This window comes from Comamonas flocculans (assembly GCF_007954405.1).
Classification (GTDB): Bacteria; Pseudomonadota; Gammaproteobacteria; order Burkholderiales; family Burkholderiaceae_C; genus Comamonas_C; species Comamonas_C flocculans.
The window spans coordinates 1992104-2011243 of sequence record NZ_CP042344.1 but is presented as its reverse complement, the minus strand read 5'-3'; the positions used below and the strand labels follow the sequence as shown (position 1 = coordinate 2011243).

The 19140-nt window shown below is 65.3% G+C and carries 20 protein-coding genes; all 20 read right to left on the bottom strand.

The annotated features are described in order from the left end of the window. The 20 genes from FOZ74_RS09725 to wecB all read right to left on the bottom strand — a co-directional run bounded on the left by FOZ74_RS09725 (position 1) and on the right by wecB (position 19130). On the bottom strand, positions 1-828 hold the full coding sequence (locus FOZ74_RS09725) for an acyl-CoA thioesterase (RefSeq protein ID WP_186764692.1): 828 nt from the start codon (positions 826-828) through the stop codon (positions 1-3). A 5-nt stretch (positions 829-833) separates the two neighbouring features. Beyond that, a complete protein-coding gene (locus FOZ74_RS09720; RefSeq protein WP_146912876.1) occupies positions 834-1727 on the bottom strand; it encodes an alpha/beta hydrolase family protein in 894 nt (297 codons plus the stop codon). 16 nt (positions 1728-1743) lie between these two features. Further along, a complete protein-coding gene (locus FOZ74_RS09715) occupies positions 1744-2946 on the bottom strand; it encodes an acetyl-CoA C-acyltransferase (protein WP_146912875.1) in 1203 nt (400 codons plus the stop codon). A 2-nt stretch (positions 2947-2948) separates the two neighbouring features. Beyond that, a complete protein-coding gene (locus tag FOZ74_RS09710) occupies positions 2949-3356 on the bottom strand; it encodes an endonuclease domain-containing protein (RefSeq protein ID WP_146912874.1) in 408 nt (135 codons plus the stop codon). A gap of 143 nt (positions 3357-3499) precedes the next feature. Then, positions 3500-5923 carry a 3-hydroxyacyl-CoA dehydrogenase/enoyl-CoA hydratase family protein gene (locus FOZ74_RS09705; protein ID WP_146912873.1) on the bottom strand — a complete coding sequence of 808 codons (2424 nt, stop codon included), beginning with the start codon at positions 5921-5923 and terminating at the stop codon, positions 3500-3502. Positions 5924-6045: 122 nt separating this feature from the next. Beyond that, positions 6046-6474 carry a DUF2147 domain-containing protein gene (locus FOZ74_RS09700; RefSeq protein WP_146912872.1) on the bottom strand — a complete coding sequence of 143 codons (429 nt, stop codon included), beginning with the start codon at positions 6472-6474 and terminating at the stop codon, positions 6046-6048. Positions 6475-6618: 144 nt separating this feature from the next. After that, positions 6619-8415, bottom strand: a complete 1797-nt coding sequence (locus FOZ74_RS09695) for an acyl-CoA dehydrogenase C-terminal domain-containing protein (protein WP_146912871.1) — start codon at positions 8413-8415, stop codon at positions 6619-6621. A gap of 63 nt (positions 8416-8478) precedes the next feature. Beyond that, a complete protein-coding gene (locus FOZ74_RS09690; protein ID WP_146912870.1) occupies positions 8479-9138 on the bottom strand; it encodes a TetR/AcrR family transcriptional regulator in 660 nt (219 codons plus the stop codon). A 178-nt stretch (positions 9139-9316) separates the two neighbouring features. Next, positions 9317-9619: a type VII toxin-antitoxin system HepT family RNase toxin gene (gene hepT / locus FOZ74_RS09685; protein WP_222434166.1), complete on the bottom strand. Its 303-nt coding sequence runs from the start codon at positions 9617-9619 to the stop codon at positions 9317-9319. Beyond that, entirely contained in the window at positions 9619-10038 is a 420-nt protein-coding gene (gene mntA, locus FOZ74_RS09680) for a type VII toxin-antitoxin system MntA family adenylyltransferase antitoxin (protein WP_186764570.1), read from the bottom strand. The genes hepT and mntA overlap by 1 nt, the downstream gene beginning before the upstream one ends. Position 10039: 1 nt before the next feature. Continuing rightward, positions 10040-10927 (bottom strand): acetylglutamate kinase, encoded by an 888-nt coding sequence (gene argB / locus FOZ74_RS09675; RefSeq protein WP_146912869.1) that lies wholly within the window; start codon positions 10925-10927, stop codon positions 10040-10042. 87 nt (positions 10928-11014) lie between these two features. Continuing rightward, complete coding sequence (locus tag FOZ74_RS09670; protein ID WP_146912868.1) at positions 11015-12940, bottom strand: polysaccharide biosynthesis protein; 1926 nt, start codon at positions 12938-12940, stop codon at positions 11015-11017. Next, a complete protein-coding gene (locus FOZ74_RS09665; protein ID WP_146912867.1) occupies positions 12937-14118 on the bottom strand; it encodes a DegT/DnrJ/EryC1/StrS family aminotransferase in 1182 nt (393 codons plus the stop codon). The genes FOZ74_RS09670 and FOZ74_RS09665 overlap by 4 nt, the downstream gene beginning before the upstream one ends. Before the next feature lie 30 nt (positions 14119-14148). Beyond that, positions 14149-14571: a type II toxin-antitoxin system VapC family toxin gene (locus FOZ74_RS09660; RefSeq protein ID WP_146912866.1), complete on the bottom strand. Its 423-nt coding sequence runs from the start codon at positions 14569-14571 to the stop codon at positions 14149-14151. Further along, positions 14568-14810 carry an antitoxin gene (locus FOZ74_RS09655; protein ID WP_146912865.1) on the bottom strand — a complete coding sequence of 81 codons (243 nt, stop codon included), beginning with the start codon at positions 14808-14810 and terminating at the stop codon, positions 14568-14570. Before FOZ74_RS09655 ends, FOZ74_RS09660 begins: the two co-directional genes overlap by 4 nt. Positions 14811-14882: 72 nt before the next feature. Next, on the bottom strand, positions 14883-15545 hold the full coding sequence (locus tag FOZ74_RS09650; RefSeq protein ID WP_146912864.1) for a NeuD/PglB/VioB family sugar acetyltransferase: 663 nt from the start codon (positions 15543-15545) through the stop codon (positions 14883-14885). Positions 15546-15865: 320 nt separating this feature from the next. Next, the gene (locus tag FOZ74_RS09645; RefSeq protein ID WP_222434165.1) at positions 15866-16141 is read right to left on the bottom strand and encodes a plasmid stabilization protein; all 276 of its coding nucleotides are present in this window, start codon (positions 16139-16141) and stop codon (positions 15866-15868) included. Positions 16142-16172: 31 nt separating this feature from the next. Beyond that, positions 16173-16763, bottom strand: a complete 591-nt coding sequence (locus tag FOZ74_RS09640; protein WP_146912863.1) for a sugar transferase — start codon at positions 16761-16763, stop codon at positions 16173-16175. A 6-nt stretch (positions 16764-16769) separates the two neighbouring features. Then, the gene (locus FOZ74_RS09635) at positions 16770-17996 is read right to left on the bottom strand and encodes a glycosyltransferase family 4 protein (protein WP_146912862.1); all 1227 of its coding nucleotides are present in this window, start codon (positions 17994-17996) and stop codon (positions 16770-16772) included. A 3-nt stretch (positions 17997-17999) separates the two neighbouring features. Next, positions 18000-19130, bottom strand: a complete 1131-nt coding sequence (wecB, locus tag FOZ74_RS09630; RefSeq protein WP_146912861.1) for a non-hydrolyzing UDP-N-acetylglucosamine 2-epimerase — start codon at positions 19128-19130, stop codon at positions 18000-18002. Between the last annotated feature and the right edge of the window lie 10 nt (positions 19131-19140).

The window sequence follows — 19140 nt, the reverse complement described above, 5'->3', positions numbered from 1 at the left end:
TCATTCCTTGTAATAGACGATCTGCTGCGTGGTGGCCAGCATCTGGCCGGCCTGGTTCCACAGCTGCGCCGTCTGGTCGAAAAAGCCGTTGCGGTATTCCTGCCCGCGCGCCTGCGCCAGCAGCCAGCCGCTGCCGGTCTCGGCCAGCAGCGCGCTGCCCGCATGGAAGTACACCGTCATCGACACCGTGCCCGCCGGTACGTGCAGCGCCCGGCGGCGCCAGATGCGCGGGTAGAACACGTCGCTGAGCGCCGCCAGCGCGACGAAGTCCAGCGCCCGCCCCGGCGTGTCGCGCACCCACAGCCGGGTGAGGCTGTCGCGCTCGGCGCCGTCCCACTGGCGCGGCGGCATGCCCGCGACCGGCCGCATCGCATAGCGGTTGACCCACTGCACCGGGATGGCCTGCTCCACCTGCGCGCAGGTCTCGGGCGCGGGCGCCTCGGGCATGGGCAGGTCGGTGGCGCTCCAGGTCTGGCGGCGCACCGCGGTGATGGCGGTGGCCGTGGTCATCACCCGCGCCTTGCCGTCCTTGTCCGGCTGCACCAGCTGCAGCCACCAGTGCTGGGTCGAGCGGCTGGTGCGCACCGGCGTGGCGCGCAGCTCGAACGGCCCCTCGCCCACGGCGCCGGCGTAGTTGACCGTGAGCGACAGCGGCTCGCCCAGGCGCGCCGGATGCTGTATCACCGCCTGCAGCAGCGTGGCCGCGGTGACGCCGCCGAACGGCCCCACCATGTTCCAGTAGGGTTCGGTGGTGCGGCCGGTGAACACGTCGGTGCCGGCGGCGGTCAGCGCCAGCGCATCGTCCAGGGGGTGCAAGGAAGGATTCATGGCAGTCATGGAGCGCGAGTGTGCCCTTGCTCCGCCAGCGGTCCGGTCGTCTGCGCGACGCCGCACCAGGCGCGCAGCACCGCCTCGGCGCGGGGCCACAGCAGGGGCTCGAAGCGGGCCTTGAAGAAGCCCAGGTGGCCTATGCGCTGGCCGCCCGCCTCCGGCGCGCCCAGGTCCTGCACGGTCTGCGCCGTGCCGGGATACATCGCCAGCAGGTCGCGGTTGGCCTGCTCGCTCATCATCTCGTCGTCCATCATGCGCAGCAGGTGGATGGGAAAGCGCACGCGCGCATAGCTTTCCCCCGCCTGCTCCGCGCCCATGGCGTAGAGCGGGTCCAGGCACCAGCGGCGCCATTGCCAGGCGATGCTGGCCGGCAGGTCGCCGATCATGCCCAGGCGCACACCGGGAAAGTAGCCGCAGGCCGCGGTGGCCAGCGGCATCACCAGGTACCAGAACGGCAGGATGCGCCGCCTGAGCTGCGGCGCATTGACGCGCCAGTAGCCGCTGCCCGCGGCCACCGCCAGCAGGCCGTCGACCTGCTGGGGCCGGCTGAACAGCCCCGGCAGTTGCGCCCCCAGGCTGTGGCCGATGAGATAGAGCGGGCGCCCGGGCAGTTGCGCCCGGGCATGGGCGACGACGGTTTCGTAGTCGCGCACCCAGTCCTGCATCGTGGGCCGCGCGCTGCGCATCGACCCGGCAAGCGATTCGCCCTGGCCACGCCAGTCGAAGGTGTAGACGCGCCAGCCCTGCGCCGCCAGCCAGGCGGCAAAGTCCTGGTAGTAGCGCTGGTGCACGCCGACCGCATTGCCGATGACCACGCTGGCGCGCGCCGCGCCCGCGCCTTCGAAGCACTTGACGGCAACCGGCGCGCCGCTGCCGGTGAGCGTGAGCGCCTGCATGGCGTGCGCCCCGCGCTCAGACGCGCTCGAAGATGCCCGCCGCGCCCTGGCCCATGCCCACGCACATCGTGACCATGCCGTACTTGAGGTTCTCGCGCTGCAGCGCGTGCACCACCGTGGCCGAGCGGATCGCGCCGGTCGCGCCCAGCGGGTGGCCGAGCGAGATCGCCCCGCCCATGGGGTTGACCACATCGGTGTTCAGCCCCAGCGTGTTGATCACCGCCAGCGATTGCGCGGCAAAGGCTTCGTTGAGCTCGATCCAGCCCATGTCCTCGTGCTTCAGGCCGGCGAGCTTGAGCGCGGCCGGGATCGCCTCGATCGGCCCCACGCCCATGATCTCGGGGCGCACGCCGCGGCTGGCGAAGCTCACGAAACGCGCCAGCGGCTTGAGGTTGAAGCGCTTGACCGCCGCTTCGCTCGCCAGGATCAGCGCGCCCGCGCCGTCGCTGGTCTGGCTGCTGTTGCCCGCCGTCACCGTGCCGCGCGCGGCAAACACGGTGCGCAGCCTGGCCAGGCCTTCGAGCGTGGTGTCGGGGCGCGGACCTTCGTCCAGGTTCACCGTGCGCGTCTTCACCACGGGCTCGCCCGTGGCCAGGTTCAGGCCACGGTCGGTCACCTCGATCGGCGTGATCTCGTCGGCAAAACGCCCGGCCTGCTGCGCGGCGATCGAGCGCCGGTGCGATTCCAGCGCAAACGCGTCCTGCGCCTCGCGCGTCACCTTCCACTGCTGCGCCACCTTCTCGGCCGTGAGGCCCATGCCGTAGGCGATGCCCACGTCCTCGTCGCCGTTGGCAAAGATCGTCGGCGACAGGCTGGGGCTGTTGCCCATCATGGGCACCATGCTCATGCTCTCCACGCCGGCGGCGATCATCACCTCGGCCTCGCCCACGCGGATGCGGTCGGCCGCCATCTGCACGGCGGTCAGCCCCGAAGCGCAAAAGCGGTTGACCGTCACCCCGCCCACGCTCTTGGGCAGGCCCGCGAGCACCGCGGCAATGCGCGCCACGTTCAGGCCCTGCTGCGCCTCGGGGATGGCGCAGCCGGCAATCACGTCCTCCACCGCCGCCGGGTCCAGCGTGGGCACCTGCGCCAGCGCCGCGCGCAAGGTGGTGGCCAGCAGGTCGTCGGGCCGGTAGTTGCGGAAAAAGCCCTTGTGCGACTTGCCTATCGGCGTGCGCGTGGCGGCGACGATGTAGGCGTCCTGGATTTGCTTGCTCATGGTCAAACTCCTTGGTGTGTCAACTCCTTCCCCCTCTGGGGGAAGGCGGGGATGGGGGCTTGCAGCGCGTGGAGCGTCTCCAGAATCCGCTGCAGCACCCCTTCCAGCTGGGTCAACGGCGCGCTGCTGTCAAACCGCAGCACCTCGAACCCTTGATGGCGAAAAAACGCATCCCTGCGCGCGTCGTATCCGGCCTGGGCCAGATGCTGAGAACCGTCCAGCTCCACGATCAGCCGCGGAGCCAGGCAGGCAAAATCCGCGACGTAGCTGCCCAAGGGGTGCTGGCGGCGAAACTTCACGCCCAGCTGTTCGCCACGCAGGCGGCTCCAGAGCTTGCGCTCGGAGTCCGTCATGGCGCTGCGCAATACCGGAGCATTGCTGCGCGCGCGGGTGCTGGCCTGGTACTGCATGCCTTACTCCTTCCCCCTCTGGGGGAAGGCCGGGATGGAGGCCGCCCGCGCCACAACGGCAACCCGCCTCAGCCAACGCCGCTGGCCCCTACCCCTGCCCTCCCCCAATGGGGGAGGGAGCAAAGACGCATGCGCTGCCATGTTCAATTGCGCACCGGCTTGCCGGTACTGAGCATGCCCAGAATGCGCTCCTGCGTCTTCGGGTGCTGGATCAGCGCGCAGAAGGCCTTGCGCTCCAGGGCCATCAGGTATTCCTCGTTCACCAGCGTGCCCGCGTCCACGTCGCCGCCGCAGACGATCTCGGCAATCAGCGTGGCAATGTGCTGATCGTGGTCGCTGATGAAGCCGCCGGCGCGCATGTTGGTCAGCTGCCCGCGGATGGTGGCGCTGCCGCTGCGCCCCGCCACGGGGAAGCTGCGCCTGAGCGGCGCGCGCCAGCCGCCGGTGGCCATGGCGCGCGCTTCGTTTACCGCCACGTACAAGAGCTCTTCCTTGTGCGGCACGACGATGTCGCTGTCCAGCAGGTAGCCGATCTGGCGGCACTCCAGCGCGCTGGTGCCCACCTTGGCGGTGGCCGCGGCGGTGAAACCTTCGGTCAGGAAGGGCAGCAGGTCCTTGCCGGTGCTGGCCTGGGCGTTTTCGGCGGCGCGGCGCGCAATCCAGGTCAGCCCCCCGGCGCCCGGTACCAGGCCGACGCCGATCTCGACCAGCCCCATGTAGCTTTCCATGTGCGCCACCCGGCGCGCGCAGTAGATCGCCAGCTCGCAGCCGCCGCCCAGCGCCATGCCGTGCACGGCCGCCACCACCGGCACCTGGGCGTAGCGGATGCGCAGCATGGTGTTCTGCAGCTCCTGCGACAGCCCGTCGATCGCGTCCACGCCGGCGGCGATGAAAGCCGGCATCGCGGCCTGCAGGTCGGCGCCGACGGAAAACGGCGCGTCGCCCGACCAGATCACCATGGCGGCGTATTCGCGCTCGGCAAGCTCAATGGCTTCGCCCAGTTCCTCGATCACCGCCGGGCCGATGGCGTGCATCTTGCTCTTGATGGAGGCGATCAGGACCTGCTCGGACTTCTCGCAGTCGCCCGCGTCCAGCGTCCACAGGCGCAGGCCCTCGCCGTCGCTGATGGTGGTGCCGCCGCTGCGCCAGTCGGGCAGCTGGTCTTCGCCCAGCAGTTTCTCGGGAAAATACTGCCTTTCGTAGACGGGCATTGCGCGACGCGCTATGAATTTTCCAGCAGACGGGCTCCACGAACCCTGGGCGGTATGCACCCCGCCGGCATCCGCCACCGGGCCCTTGAAGACCCATTCGGGCAGCGGCGCGCGCGTGAGCGCCCGGCCGGCGTCTATGTCCTCCTGCACCATCTTCGCCACTTCGAGCCAACCGGCCTCCTGCCACAGCTCGAAGGGGCCCTGCTTCATGCCGAAGCCCCAGCGCATGGCCTGGTCCACGTCGCGCGCGGTCTCGGCGATGTCGGCCAGGTGCAGCGCGGCGTAGTGAAAGCCGTTGCGCAGGATGGCCCAGAGGAATTGCCCCTCGGCGCCCTGGGCGTTGCGCAAGAGCTTCAGGCGCTCGGCGGCCGGCTTCTTGAGCATGCGGCCATAGACCTCGTCGGCCTTGGCGCCAGCGGGCACGTAGTCTTCGCTCTCCAGCTCGAAGCGCAGGATGTCGCGCCCCGCCTTCTTGTAAAAGCCCGCCTTGGTCTTCTGGCCGAGGTGGCCCAGCTCGATCAGCTTGGCCAGCACCGGCGGCGTGCCGAAGCTGTCGTAGAACGGATCGGTTTCAGGACCCAGGTTGTCCTGCATGGTCTTGATGACGTGGGCCATGGTGTCCAGGCCCACGACGTCGGCCGTGCGAAAAGTCCCGCTGGACGCGCGCCCGAGCTTCTTGCCGGTGAGGTCGTCCACCACGTCAAAGCTCAGGCCGTACTTCTCGGCCTCCTTCATGGTCGAGAGGATGCCGGCGATGCCGATGCGGTTGGCGATGAAGTTGGGCGTGTCCTTGGCGCGCACCACGCCCTTGCCCAGGCCGCTGGTGACGAAGGCTTCGAGCTGGTCGAGCACGCGCGGCTCGGTGGCGGGGGTGGCGATCAGCTCCACCAGCGGCATGTAGCGCGGCGGGTTGAAGAAGTGGATGCCGCAAAAGCGGTGGCGCAGCTGCTCGGGCAGCGCCTCGCTCAGCCTGGTGATCGACAGGCCCGAGGTGTTGGATGCGAGCAGCGTGTGCGCGGGCACGTGCGGCGCAATCTTGTGGTACAGGTCCTGCTTCCAGTCCATGCGCTCGGCGATCGCCTCGATCACCAGGTCGCATTCGCCCAGCAGCTCCAGGTGCTCTTCATAGTTCGCCGGCTGGATCAGGTCCGCATCGCTCGCCACGCCTATGGGCGAGGGCTTGAGCTTCTTCAGGTTGGCGATCGCCTTGAGCGCGATGGCGTTCTTTGGCCCTTCCTTGGCGGCCAGGTCAAACAGGATGACCGGCACCTTGACGTTGATGAGGTGCGCGGCGATCTGCGCGCCCATCACGCCCGCGCCGAGCACGGCGACTTTCTTCACGTTGAATCGGGTCATGTTTGTTCCATTTTCGGTTTTCAAACCCCTTCCCCCTCTGGGGGAAGGTCGGGATGGGGGCTTGCATGCCCGACCAGCGCCGCTGGCCCCCACCCCTGCCCTCCCGGAGGGAGAGTCATTGCTTACGGCACGCGCTTCCACACCTGCGTGCGAAAGAAGGGGCCAATGAAGCCGCGCACCTGCAGCTCCTTGCCGCCCTCGATGGGGGTGAAGGTGGCGCGGTATTCCTTGCCGTTCTCGGGGTCGAGGATCTTGCCGCCCTCCCACACGTCACCGCCCTCGGCCTGCTTGCCGCCGCGGATGATCTCCATGCCGATCTTGGGCTGGTTCTTGCGGTCGTCCGTGCACTCGGTGCACAGCGGCTCGCTGCTGGGCTGCAGGCTCTTGACGACGCGCCCGCTGAGCGCCCCATCCTTGTCCACGATCTGGATCTCGGCCTTGGGCTGGCCGGTCTTGTCGTCGATGCTGTTCCAGGTGCCCAAGGGGGTCATCTGGGCCCACACCGGGGCCGCGATCACTACTGCAAGAATAGCTGTCAGCGCTTTGTACATAAGGGCTCCATGGTTAAAACACTCTGATTCCTTGCCTTGCTCCTTCCCCCTCCGGGGGAAGGCGGGGATGGGGGCTTTTGTGCTCAGTCAGCGCCGCTGGCCCCTACCCCTGCCCTCCCCCAGAGGGGGAGGGAGCCAAGGCGCTCAAGCCAGCACCGCGTCGGTATCCATCAGGCTCTTGCTGCCCGCCCGCGCGGTACGCATCAGCGAGTGAATCTCGGGGAACAGCTTGGCAAAGTAAAAGCGCGCCGTCTGCAGCTTGGCGGTGTAGAAGGGGTCGGTGCTGCCTTCGGCAATCTTGCGCAGCGCCACCTGGGCCATGCGGGCGAACAGGTAGCCGAACACCAGGTGGCCGGCCACGCGCAGGTAGTCCACCGCGGCCGCGCCCACCTCGTCGGGGTTCTGGAAGCCCTTGAAGCCAATCTCGGTGGTGAACTTGGTCATCTGCTCGCCCAGCAGCGCGATCGGGTTGATGAACTCGGCCATGGCCTCGTTCACGCCCTCTTCCTGCACCAGCTGGCCGACCAGCTTGCCCAGTTTCTTGAGCGCCGCCCCCTGGTCGCCCAGCACCTTGCGGCCCAGCAGATCGAGCGACTGCACCGTGTTCGTGCCCTCGTAGATCATGTTGATGCGGGCGTCGCGCACGAACTGCTCCATGCCCCATTCCTTGATGTAGCCGTGGCCGCCGAAGACCTGCATGCAGGCATTGGTCGCGGCAAAGCCGTTGTCGGTCACGAAGGCCTTGACGATGGGCGTGAGCAGCGCCACCAGCTGGTCGCTGTCCTTGCGCACCTTCTCGTCGGGATGGTGGTGCGCCTTGTCCACCAGCAGCGAGCACAGCACCTGCAGCGCACGGGCCCCGTCCGCGTAGGCCCGGGCGGTGAGCAGCATCTTGCGCACGTCGGGGTGCACGATGATGGGGTCGGCCTCCTTGTCCTTGGCCTTCTTGCCGGAGAGCGACCGCATCTGCAGCCGCTCCTTGGCGTAGGCCAGCGCGTTCTGGAAGGCCACCTCGGTCAGGCCCAGCGACTGGTTGCCCACGCCCAGGCGCGCCGCGTTCATCATCACGAACATCGCCGCCAGCCCCTTGTGGGGCTCGCCCACCAGCGTGCCCACGGCACCATCGAGCGCCAGCGCGCAGGTGGCGTTGCCGTGGATGCCCATCTTGTGCTCCAGCGCGGTGCAGAAGATGGGGTTGCGCTCGCCCAGGGAGCCATCGGCGCTCACCTTGAACTTGGGCACGACGAACAGGCTGATGCCCTTGCTGCCCTTGGGCGCATCGGGCAGGCGCGCCAGCACCAGGTGCACGATGTTGTCGGTGAAGCCGTGCTCGCCCGCGCTGATGAAGATCTTGTTGCCGGTGATCCTGTAGGTACCGTCGCCGACGGGCTCGGCCTTGGTGCGCAGCAGGCCCAGGTCGGTGCCGCAGTGCGGCTCGGTCAGGCACATGGTGCCGGTCCACTCGCCGCTGGTCAGCTTGGGCAGGTAGGTCTTCTTCTGCTCGTCGGTGCCGTGCGCCACCAGCGCCTCGTAGGCGCCGTGCGACAGGCCCGGGTACATGGTCCAGGCCTGGTTGGCGCTGTTGAGCATTTCATACAGGCACTGGTTGAGCGCGAACGGCAGGCCCTGGCCGCCGAACTCGGGGTCGCACGACAGCGCCGCCCAGCCGCCTTCCACGTATTTGCCGTAGGCTTCCTTGAAGCCCTTGGGCGTGGTCACCTCATGCGTCGCGGTGTCGAGCTGGCAGCCCTCGGTGTCGCCGCTGATGTTCAGCGGGAAGGTCACCTCGGCGGCAAACCTGCCGGCCTCTTGCAGCACCGCATTCACCGTATCCACGTCCACCTCGGCATAGCGCGGCATGGCCTTGAATTCGTCGGTGAGGTGAAACACCTCGTGCATCACGAACTGCATGTCGCGCAGCGGCGGTGTGTAAGTGGGCATGTGAGCTCTCCTGGGCTGTGGAAGGGTGAAACGGAAAAAAGGGTGGGACTGGCGCAGGCCCGCTCACGCCGGTTCGGGCAGGGCGTAGCGCGCCAGGATGTTGTCGAAACCCCGGTGCGCGCGCTCGATCGCGCCGGGCAGCTTGAGGAAACGCGCCTCGTAGTGCGAGGCAAGAATCAGGCCGTGGATGCCGAAGAGCATCTGCGCCTCGTCCGCATCGGCGCGCAGCTGGCCGCACTCGCGGCACTGCACGATGGCGCGGCGCATGGCCGCGAGCCAGATGCGCACCGACTCGGCCAGCGCGTCGCGCACCGGGCCGGGCCGGTCGTCGAACTCGGCCGCGCCGCTGATGTAGATGCAGCCCGAATCGATCTCCACCGAAGTGCGCTGCATCCAGTGGTCGAACAAGGCCTTGAGGCGCGGCAGCCCGCGCGCCAAGGCCATCGCCGGCTGGAACACCTCCTGCTCGAAGCGCTGGTGGTATTCATGGATGACCGAGATCTGCAGCTCTTCGCGCGAGCCGAAATGCGCGAACACGCCCGACTTGCTCATGCCCGTGGCCTCGGCCACCGCGCCTATGGACAAGCCCTCCAGCCCCACCTGCGTGGCCAGCTGCAGGGCGGCATCGACGATGGCCGCCTTGGTCTGCTGGCCCTTGTGCGCCGCGCGCGCACCGCCGGAGCGACGGGCGCCGGAATGGGAGGAAATGAGAGAGACGGGCATGGAATAAAACGAACGGTCGTGCTATTTTCTGCACACCGGCCCGTTTCGTCAAGCACCGGCGGATGCCCCGTCAGGAAGAATGCGTCTGCATCCACGCCACCACCGCCGCGGCAAAGCGCGCAAAGTCAGACACGTGGTCTTGTGCCAGCACGTGCACCATGTCCCAGTTGATGGCGTCTTAGTTGTGCACCGCAATGTTGCGAAAACCCACGGCCTTCTTCAGTTGCGCTGCCAGGGCGCCATCGAGCACACCCTGCTCGGCCAGCACGTCAAAGGTCTGGCCCATGGTGCCCGGCGCGGGCACTTCCAGCCCGGCAATGATGTGCGCGCCCATATCCACCGCCAGCTGCACCGCCCGAGTCAAGTTCAACGACAGGATGTCCTGCAAATCCGGATCGTCCGCGAGCGTCTGCGGCTGCGGCGGACACTTCTGCTCGATGCGCCGCACACAGCGGCGCAGCGATTCGAGCTTCTGATCCATCACCTGCCTATCCATGCCCTCCGCCTTTCGTCCAGCATGCGCTGGCGCAGCGGCATGAAATCCGCTTCTTCGATCAAGCTGCGGTGAATCAAGCGCCCAAAATCCGCCGAACTGCCGACCACGCGTTTTCCATGCCGCGCGATCTGGCCCAGGAGCGGCACGCCGACGTCGGTCAGATCGACCAGATCCACGGCGCGCCCCGTCTTTTGCGCCAGCGCCCGTACCAATTGCAGCCGCTGCGCAGCGGTGAGCGCCCGCCCGGCATCCACCGCCAAATCCAGGTCGCTGTCAGCGCGCGCACGACCTTGCGCCGTGGAGTCAAACAACACCGCCAGGCGCACCGAGGGAAAACCGCGCAGCACCGCACGCAGCGACTCGAGCAGGTCGCTCGGCACGCCAGAGCCGGGCACCGCGCTCATGCTAGCCCCGGATCATCGTCCCGTAGGCCTGGTCGGTCAGAACCTCCAGCAGCATCGCATGCGGCACGCGCCCGTCGACGATGTGCACCGCATTCACCCCCGCCTTGGCCGCCTCGATGGCGCCGGCCAGCTTGGGCAGCATGCCGCCGGAGATGGTGCCGTCCTGGATCAGCGCGTCGATCTGCGCCGCCGTCAGCTCGGGCAGCAGCTGGCCGGCCTTGTCCAGCACACCGGGGATGTTGGTCAGCAGCAGCAGCTTTTCCGCCTGCAGCTCCGTCGCCAGGCGGCTCGCCACCACGTCGGCGTTGATGTTGTAGCTCTCGTTGTCCGCGCCGAAGCCGATCGGGCTGACTACCGGGATGAAGGCATCGTCCTGCAGCGCCTGGACCACGCTGCAGTCCACCGCCACGATCTCGCCCACCTGCCCCACGTCGTGCTCCACGCTCGGGTCCTTGTGGTCCAGCAGCTTGAGCTTGCGCGCGCGGATCAGGCCGCCGTCACGCCCCGTCAGGCCCACGGCCTTGCCGCCCACCTGGTTGATCAGGCCCACGATGTCCTGCTGCACCTCGCCCGCCAGCACCCACTCGACCACCTCCATGGTCTCGGCGTCCGTCACGCGCATGCCCTGGATGAAGCGGCCCTGCTTGCCCAGGCGCTTCAAGGCCGCCTCGATTTGCGGCCCGCCGCCGTGCACCACCACCGGGTTCATGCCCACGAGCTTGAGCAGCACCACGTCCTCGGCAAAATCCTGTTGCAGCGCCGGGTCGGTCATGGCGTTGCCGCCGTACTTGATCACCAGCGTCTTGCCGTGGAACTGCCGGATGTAGGGCAGCGCCTGGGCCAGAATTTCGGCCTTGTCGCGCGGTTGGATGGGTAGCGGTGCATTCATGGGAATCTGCGATCCAGGAAGCCAAAACGTTCCCTGATTGTGGCGCACAAGTGCTACGCCGGCGTGTCGCGCCGGGCCGCCTGCCGCTCAATGGCGGTAGCCGCTGACGAGCTGCCCCAGCAGCGCATGGATGACTTCGGCATTGCCCGAGACTGCCGCGCTGCGCAAGCGTACAAGCACCGGCACCAGTTCATCCCACGGCAGAAAGGCCTCATGGGCCTTCATGATGCGCGGGTGGCTGGTGGACTCGGGGTTGTCACCTATCAAGAGCTCTTCATAGAGCTTCTCACCCGGGCGCAGCCCCACGATCTGGATGGCGATGTCTCCCGCGGGGTGGGCCTCATCGCGCACCGTCATGCCCGAAAGCATGACCATGCGCCGGGCCAGGTCCATGATCTTCACCGGCTCGCCCATGTCCAGCACGAAGACCTCACCTTCCTTGCCCATGGCGCCGGCCTGCAACACCAATTGCGCCGCTTCAGGGATGGTCATGAAGTACCGCGTCACCTCCGCATGGGTCACCGTCAGCGGGCCGCCTTCGCGCAGCTGGCGGCGAAACAGCGGCACCACGCTGCCGCTGCTGCCCAGCACATTGCCAAAACGCACCATGGCAATCCGGGTATGGTTGGCCACCGGCGGCGGCGCGGCTCTGTCGTCCACCGCGCTGAAATCCACCATCCTGATGTCGGCGAGCGCCTGCAACACCATCTCTGCCACACGCTTGCTTGCGCCCATCACGTTGGTCGGGCGTACCGCCTTGTCGGTGGAGATCAGCACGCACTGCGCCGCCCCCACCTCCAGGGCCGCACGCGCCAGGTTCAAGGTACCGAATACGTTGTTCAAAATGCCCTCGGCCGGGTTGCCCTGCACCAGAGGCACATGCTTGTATGCGGCCGCGTGGTAGACCACCTGCGGCCGGTACAGGGCAAATACCGCGCGCAGGCGGCGCAGGCTGCGAATGCTGGCCAGCTCCGGCATCAGCACCACGTCCAGCCCGTGCTTGCGGCACAGCGCAAGCAGCTCTTGGTGAATGGAATACAGCCCGAACTCGTTGTGTTCAACCAGCACCAACTGCAAAGGGCGCTGCAGCACGATCTGGCGGCACAGCTCAGAACCTATGCTGCCGCCAGCACCGGTCACCAGTACCACGCGCCCAAGAAGACTGTCCGTCAGCAGGGCCTTGTCGGGCGGAACCGGGGTGCGCCCCAGCAGGTCTTCGATATCCAGTTCTTGAAAGTCCGTTATCGACACCTTGCCTTCGGCCAAGTCCTTGAGGCCAGGCAGCGAGCGCACGTGCACCTGCAAGTGCTGCAAAGATTTGATGATCTCGCGCCGCCGCTCACGCGACAGCGAAGGAATGGCCAGCAGCACGTCGCCAATACCGTGGCGCGCAACGAAGCCGGCCACGTCCGCCGGCGCAATGATGGGAACGCGGTTGATGCTGCGGCCCACCTTGTTCGGATCGTCATCGACAAAACCACAGACCTGGTATTCGCGCGCCACCCCCAACGCGAACGCCGTCTGCGCACCCGCATCCCCCGCACCGTAAATCAGCAAGCGTCCCTTGAGCAAAGCCGGTTTGCCCGCAGCAGACGCGCTGAGCAAGGCAGACCGTGCCAACACGCGCCAGCCGCCAGCCAACACCAAAAAGAGCACAGGCTGTATCAAACCCACGCTGCGCGGCACGCCCTGCCATTGCATCGACAGCAACAGCCCAAAAAAGATCAGGCCGTAAACCGCCACCGCAAGCGCGATGGTCAACAAGGCCGCCAGACCGGTATAGCGGAACACCGCGCGATACAGGCCCATACGGATAAAGACAGGGACGAACAGCAATGCCGCTGGATAGACCAGGGCCTGCTGCTGCACCGGCAGGCTGAACTGGTCCAGGCGCAGAAAGAACGCCAACCAGACCGCCACGAGGGCGGTCAAAAGGTCCACAAAGAGGACCAGCAGTTGTTTGGCACGGCGGGGCCAAAACAGAAGCGGAGCCAGCGCCCGATCCAGACTCATGCCGCCCTCGTCGCCCTTTGCATTACAGTGGTTATCGTTGCACAGGTCAGCTCAATCTCGGCATCCGTCAGCGTTGGATGCACCAGGAACATCACACTGGTTTCGCCCAGTTCACGCGCGTTCGGCAAGGCTTGAAGCGGACGCCAGCCGGTGTCATCAAATGCCTTCTCACGATAAACCTCGGAACAAGACCCTTGATAGCAAGGCACCCCGAGTGCGTTGATCTCCGCCACCACGCGATCGCGGTCCCAGCCCGCCGCCAGCTCCTGTGGTCGTACGTAGACGTAGCATTTGTAGTGCGCATGCTGCAGCTCTGCAGGCAATGGCGGCACACGCAGCGCCGCGAACTGGCGGCATGCCTGCCAAATGCACTCGGCATGGTGCGTGCGCGCCGCCGTCCAGTCATGCATGCGCGTGAGCTGAATGCGCCCCACCGCCGCCTGCATCTCCAACATGCGCCAGTTGGTACCAAAGCTCTCGTGCAGCCATCGAAAGCCGGGTGCGTGCTTGCGCTCGTATACCGCCGCATAGCTCTTGCCGTGGTCCTTGAAGCTCCACATGGCGCGCCAAAGCCCTTCATCATTGGTCGTCACCATTCCGCCTTCGCCGCCGGTGGTCATGATCTTGTCCTGGCAAAAGCTCCAGGCTCCGATATGGCCGATGCTGCCCACGCTGCGGCCCTTGTAGCGGGCACCGTGGGCCTGGGCGCAATCCTCGATGATCTTCAAACCATGCCGTTCCGCTAGCCGCATGATGGGATCCATGTCGCAGGGCCACCCGGCCAAATGCACGCAAATCACGGCCCGCGTTCTGGAGGTGAGCACTTTGGCAATCGTGGCGGCGCTGAGGTTGCCGCTGTCGGCTTGCACGTCGGCGAACACCGGCGTTGCTCCCGCATTGACGACGCAGGAAATGCTGGCGATGAAGGTGCGCGGCGTCACCACCACCTCATCGCCCGGCCCAATGCCTAAGGCCTTGAGCGCCACATCCAACGCCAGCGTGCCATTGGCCAGCGCCACCGCATGGCGCGTGCCGGCCCAGGCGGCGAATTCAGCCTCGAACTCGCGGCATTCCGTGCCGGTCCAGTAGTTGACCCGGTTGGACAGCAGCACGCGCTGCACTGCGGCGGCTTCTTCTTCAGTGAAGGAGGGCCAGGGGGAAAAGGAGGTGCTGAGCATAAAGAACAATGAAAAACCGCGACCAAATCATCAAGCGCTTGCCTCAGGCGCCAGCCAATTGACTACCTGCAACCCGGGCACGCGCCCGAACTCGCCCATGTTGGCCGTCACCAAGGTGCAGTCCAGCGCCAACGCATGGGCGGCAATCAGCAAATCATTGGGCCCGATCGGCCGGCCGGTGCGCTCCAGCCTGCAACGCACTTGGGCATAGGTGTCGTCCGCAGGCGGTTCCAGTGGCAACACCTCCAGCGCATTCAGGATGGCGTCCACCTGCTGCATCAGTTGCGGCAAGCCGCGTTTGGCAGCGCCAAAGCGCAATTCAACAGCAACGATGATGGAGGTGCACACTGAACCTTCGCCCACAGCCGCGATCTGCCGCGCCACCACACCTTGTGGCTGACGTACCAGCTCGGACAGGACGTTGGTGTCCAGTAGATAGCGCGTGCGGCTCACAGGCTTACGTCATCCAGGGGGAGCAGGCCCGCATCCCAGTCCGCCAGTGCCGCATCGTTCAGCGGTTGCAATCTGGCCAGCGTGTCCAGCAACCCGCGCCGTGGCAGCGGCTCCAGCACCAGCCGCCCCTCTTCGCGGCGCATGATGATCTCGTCGGCGTCGAATTCGAATTCACGCGGAATGCGCACCGCCTGGTTGCGGCCGTTGCGAAACAGACGAACGTGGCGCTCAGCAAGCATGGCAATCCTTCAGTGGCATCGTTGGCATATGCCGAGTATAGGCCGTCGGCCGCAAATGGCCCCGCGTCGCCATCACCCCATGGCCCTAGCCGGGTTGCCGACCACCGTGGCGCCGGGCGGCACGCTTTTGGTCACCACCGCGCCCATGCCGACCACCGCGCCGCGCCCGATCACCAGCGGCTTACCCGGTTGCCCCTGCTTGATGACGGCGCCGGTGCCGATGTAGGCGTGGTCTTCCACCACGATGTTGCCGTTGCACATCACGCTCGGGGCGAAGGTGACGAAGTCGCCAATCACGCAATCGTGCTCAACGTAGCTATACAGGTTGGCGTGGAAATGCCGGCCGATGCGGATATTGCTGGTCAGCGTGACGAAGGGGCTCAAGATGGCGCCCGCGCCCAGTTCCACCGCGTCCATGGTGACGACGTTGGCCGCCTGCACCGTCCAGGGCTGCACGCCGTCTTGCGCGCAGCGCTGCGCCAATTGCTCGCGGATGGTGCTGGCGGCAATCGCCAGCACAGCATGGCGTTGGCGCGCCGGCTCGGCCAGAAACTGCGCGTAGCTCAGCACGCGCTGGCCGTTGAGCAGCGGCGGCAGGCCCGCGCCGTCATCGACAAACACCAGGCGCTCCGGCACCACGCCGGCCTGGCGCAGCTGCTGGCGCGCCAGCGGCATCACCCCACGGCCACAGCCGCTGGCGCCATAGACGGCGTACAGGTCTTGGGAGGCGGGCATGGGGAGGCGTCCTTTTTACTATGATAAAGAGAGCTGCTCGCGCTTGCTGCGCAAGCGTTACAGGCGGTTTTTGCTTGAATCGTTACGCTGCGAGGGGGGCTTCGCGGCGAGGGCGCCGCTCCTACGGGAAGGGTGGTTTTCATGGATCGCTGGCATCGCTGTGCGGCGCGGCTTTGCGCAGCAGCGCCAGGGCATCGATCAGCGAATACGCCTAGCCTGCCGGCGTTGCCCGACAACAACCCACACAGTGCAGACGCACTGCTCGTCATCTACCTCATACAGCACATGCTGTCCCAGCGTCGTGGCCCGAAGCGCTCCATTCAACGCGGTACATCGCGCAGCTTCTCAAACTGGGCTTGCAGGCTGGCGCGTACTTCTTGCGTCGTCATCCTCGGGCGCTTATCCGCCCTGGCGGCGGCCACCTTGCGGCGGATCCATTCGTCGTGCTGCGCCTGTGCCAGCTCATCATCGGCCAGGCGCTGCAGCAAGGCCACTTGCTGCGTGTTATGCCCTTGTGGACGCACTTGCGGCAGGTTCTCTGCCAATTCACGCAAAAAATTGGCGTTCTCGTAATGGATGCTTGCAGTCAGTGCCATGGCGCGTGCTCCTTGCGTGTCGAATGCTGCGTTAACGATTACCGGTGAATTTTCCCATCGTCGCCTCGCCGGCAGCACTGATGCCCTCGCGCACCAGCACCTTCTTGACCGTCAGCCACAGAATGCGCAGATCCAGCGCCAGCGATTGGTGATCGACGTACCACACGTCGAGCGCAAACTTTTCCTCCCAGCTGATCGCGTTGCGGCCGTTGACCTGCGCCCAACCGGTCACGCCCGGGCGCACGGCGTGGCGGCGCGCCTGATCGGGCGAGTACAGCGGCAGGTATTCCATCAGCAGCGGGCGTGGGCCGACCAGGCTCATGTCGCCCTTGAGCACGTTCCACAGCTCCGGCAGCTCATCCAGGCTGGTGGAGCGCAGAAAACGGCCAAAGAGCGTGAGGCGGTCGGCGTCGGGCAGCAGCGCGCCCTGCGCATCGCGCGCATCCGTCATGGTGCGGAACTTGACCATCTGGAACGGCCGGCCATGCAAGCCGGGGCGGGTTTGGCGGAAAAACACTGGGCTGCCAAGCTTGCGGCGGATGAGCAGGATGAGGATGCACAAGGGCAGGGCCAGGGCGATCAGGCCCAGCAGGGCGACGGTGAAGTCGAGGAGACGTTTCATAAACAATCAACACGCCAAGCGCTGAAAAATTTTGCCAAATTTCTGCACCCCAACCTCAATGGCCAAATGCTCTGCGTAGAACTGTTTTGCGTTACCGCCCATTTTTGCCAAAACATCGGCCGGTGCCTTCGACAAAGTTTCAGCTGCCGCAGCTAAGGCCTGGGCATTTTCCGACTCAGCCACTACTCCGCCGCCCGACTGGCGAACCAAATCAGCCGCATCACCATCAACCGCCATCAACAACGGTTTACCCACTGCCATATAGGCCTGTGTCTTAGATGGAATGGTGATTTCAAACAATGGATCTTTGCGCAAATGCACCAGCAACGCGTCAGCGGCCTCCAGGTAGCGCCCTACCTCGGCCATGGGCACGGCAGGCAAAAACACCAGATTACGCAACCCCATGTCTGCCGCGCGCTGTTTCAGGCGTGGCACCTCCACGCCGCTGCCCAGCATCACCCAGCGCACGGGGGCGCCGCACTCTTGCAGCAGGCGGGCTGCGTCCAGTACGGTATCCAGCGCCTGAGCTTTGCCCATATTGCCAGCGAACAGAATACGAAACTGCGTTGCGTCGGCCAGGGCTAGCGGCAAATCACCCTGGCTGCTGGGGGCCGACAAGGCTGCTTCATCCGCCCAGTTGTAGATCACCTCCAGCTTGCGCTCGGGCACACCGCGCTCCAGCAGCAGGCGCTTAAAGCCTGGCGAGAGCACCACGATGTGATCCATATGCCGATATACCCAACGGCACACCATCGCCACCACATTCAAAGCCTTGGCGTTGTTCAACATACCAGTAGCGCGCAGCGTGTCGGGCCACATGTCCTGAATGTCATACACCACCGGGATACGCCGCAGCAGCCGGATCAGGCCCGCCGTAACCCCCACAGTCAACGGCGGGTGATAGGCATAAATCACGTTCGCCCGCTTAGCCATGAACAGTCCATAAAACAAGGATGACGCTGCAAAACTAGCGTAATTAATCACCCGCTTGATTGCAGACTGGTCATGATTTGGATAAAGCGGCACACGAGTGATGTGTACGCCGTCAACCACCTCCCGTTGCAGCCACTTTATTTTGTAACCTGGATAAATCTTACCCCCAGGGTAATTGGGAAATCCAGTGAGAACTTCCACTTCAAAACCCTGCTGCACCAATTCACGTGCAAAAAGCAAACCTTTGAACGTAGGCTCCGGATCAAACCACTGCGTGAGCAACAAAACACGTATGGCCATGCGTCAATATTTCTTCCACACCACCCGATTCACATAATCGGTATAGCTATGAACAATGCGCAGCACCTTTTCCGACACATTGGGCATGGAGTAATCCGCCACCTGGCGCAGCAGGCGCTCTGACCCGCGTGGCTGGGTTTGCAAAATGGCCAAGCCTTGCAGAACGCGCTCCACCTCCAGCCCGACCATCATCACAGCAGCTTCTTCCATACCCTCAGGGCGTTCGTGCGCTTCGCGCAGATTGAGCGCCGGAAAGTTGAGGATGGACGACTCCTCATTGATCGTGCCGCTGTCCGACAGCACCGCACGGCTTTCCAGTTGCAGCCGGTTGTAATCAGAAAACCCCAGCGGCTTGAGCAACTGCACCAGCGGATGAAACTGCACCCCCAGCGCATCCACGCGCTTTTGCGTACGCGGATGGGTGCTGACGATGACCGGCAGGCCATAGCCCTCGGCCACGGCGTTGAGCACTTGCACCAGCTTGGCAAAGCTTTTGTCGGAGTCGATGTTTTCCTCGCGGTGCGCACTGACGACGAAGAACTGCCCCGGCTCCAGGCCCAGGCGCCGCAATACGTCGGATGCGTCGATCTTCGGGCGGTAATGCGCCAGCACCTCGCACATGGGACTGCCGGTTTTAATGACCTGGTCGGGCGGCAGACCCTCGCGCAGCAAATATTCGCGCGCGATGCTGCTGTAAGTCAGATTGATGTCTGCCGTGTGGTCAACGATGCGGCGGTTGGTCTCCTCGGGCACACGCTGGTCAAAGCAACGGTTGCCCGCCTCCATGTGGAAGATAGGAATCTTGCGCCGCTTGGCCGGAATGACCGACAAGCAGCTATTGGTGTCGCCCAGCACCAGCAGCGCCTCGGGCTGCTCGGCCAGCAATACGCCGTCCATCTTGCCAATGATGTTGCCTATGGTTTCGGCAGCATTGCCGCCAGCAGCATTCAAGAAATAATCAGGCTTGCGAATACCCAGATCGTCAAAAAAAATCTGGTTCAACTCGTAATCGTAGTTTTGCCCGGTATGTACCAGCACATGGTCGCAATGCTCATCGAGCCGAGCCAGCACGCGCGAGAGGCGAATGATTTCGGGGCGGGTGCCCACGACGGTCATGATTTTTAGTTTTTTCATCGTCAGTCTC